2 protein-coding genes are annotated in these 1,668 nt (G+C 58.1%); both read right to left on the bottom strand.

Features of this window, described 5'->3' with window-relative positions; genetic code table 11:
• Positions 1-40: 40 nt before the first annotated feature.
• Positions 41-793 carry a bifunctional 2-polyprenyl-6-hydroxyphenol methylase/3-demethylubiquinol 3-O-methyltransferase UbiG gene (locus tag E1297_RS02080; RefSeq protein ID WP_209015589.1) on the bottom strand — a complete coding sequence of 251 codons (753 nt, stop codon included), beginning with the start codon at positions 791-793 and terminating at the stop codon, positions 41-43.
• Complete coding sequence (locus tag E1297_RS02075) at positions 790-1,242, bottom strand: DNA polymerase III subunit chi (RefSeq protein ID WP_155133283.1); 453 nt, start codon at positions 1,240-1,242, stop codon at positions 790-792. Before E1297_RS02075 ends, E1297_RS02080 begins: the two co-directional genes overlap by 4 nt.
• Positions 1,243-1,668: the final 426 nt, after the last annotated feature.

Genomic DNA, 1,668 nt, shown 5'->3' with positions numbered 1-1,668 from the left:
ACTGTCAAACTTCAAGCCCGATTCCCCTGGGATAATACTCCTATCTAACATCAGGCCGCTTGAACTCCGCCAGCACGTGAGGAATGGACCGCCCGGGCCGTTCAACATCGAAAAAGGTCTCCTCAACAAGCTCAAGACCGAAGTCCTGATAGCGCCTCCATTCGGACGGCAGCGCCGGGATCGGACGACCCTCCGCTTTGCTGCCTTCGGGCCGACATCTGTTCAAAAACAACAAAATACCGCCCGGGGCCACGAGCCCTGCGGTCACCTCGATCGCCAATGTCCGAATTGGCTCCATAAGCGCTTGAACGGTGTAGCATTCATGCACCAGATCAAAACTCTGCGCCCACTCAACGGGGAGCTGTGTCAGGTCTTCGACACGATACGAAACGGCACTTTCAGGAAACCGCTCGCGGGTCCACAAAATTGCCTCTTCGGAGAGATCGAAGGCCGTCGTCCGGTATCCGGCTTCAGACAACGCCTCCGCATTGTCTCCGAGCCCGCACCCGATATCGATGGCCGACTTGCCACGCCCGGGATGAGCGGACAACCACTGAACAAGCGCATCTTTCGGAGCCAGATCCGCCCAGGGCACAACCGCCGGGTCACGTTGAGCGGACTTGTAAACGCTGCGGAACCAGTCAAACCGGTCTTCCGGATTGGGCGTGTCCGCCCCTTTAAGCCTGTCCAGCCGCGCCCTGGCCGAATTGCGCCGCGCCATGAAATCCGGGTCATAGTGGACACTCTTGCCGCGTCCATCCATGCCCTGCCTACCGCCGCCCCCGTCGCTCATGCCTTTCGCTCCCAACCGCCAGCTTCTGTTTGCTGCCAATAGGCCAGGTCGAACCCTTCCGCCTTGGCGTCTTTCCAGCGGCTGCGCGCCTCCGCGACGGCCTCCTGGTCGCGCCCGTCAAACATGAAAATGGCCCGCTTGTAATCGGCAAGCGATGGAGGCTCGGCCCGATCCACCATGAAACGCACGTCGGCCTGGTTCGGATTTTCCTGGCCGGAGGTCAGAAAAATCGGCTGATACTCCGGCAAACCATCCGCTTCGGTGCCGTGAGGCAGAAAACTGTCATCGGTATACGTCCAGAGGTGACTGTCGAGGGCGGCACATCGCTCCGGCGTTCCTGTTTGCACAACCACACGCCAGTCCCGATCCAGACATTTTGCCAGCAGTTGCGGAAGCGCCATTTCCAAAGGCTTGTGCAAGAGATGATAAAAGACAACCTCAACGCTCATTCAGCGCAAAACCTTTTTGTTCTCAATTTCATTCACTGTGGATCTTGCTTCCAGACAGGTCCGCAGGTGTCCCGGTTTGGTGCAAGTATGCCACACTTGCCGCGCCGTATCCCGCTGCCACCAAAACGGACATGGACAGGCCGCATCTGTCGTATCATTAACTCTTCGCAAATGTCGAACAGCTATTTTTTGCGCGGAAAAGAGACTTTGGTCCGATCCGGGCGCTTCACACGGCCGGCGGTTTATACATGACCGATCGCTGATAAACGGGAGTTCTTTATGGTTACGCGCATCGCGGTGTTTTTTGCGCTAGTCCTTGGAATGGCCGGAGCAACGGCTGCCATCGGGCTTGTGGTCAGCGAACCCGCCCCTGCCTGCCAAACCTACAAGACCTGCTAGGGTGAAGGTTTTTCGATGCGGGCCGCG

It is taken from the genome of Roseibium sp. RKSG952, assembly GCF_009711355.1.
The sequence above is the reverse complement of the archived record's forward strand: the minus strand, read 5'-3'. Positions and strand labels throughout refer to the sequence as shown.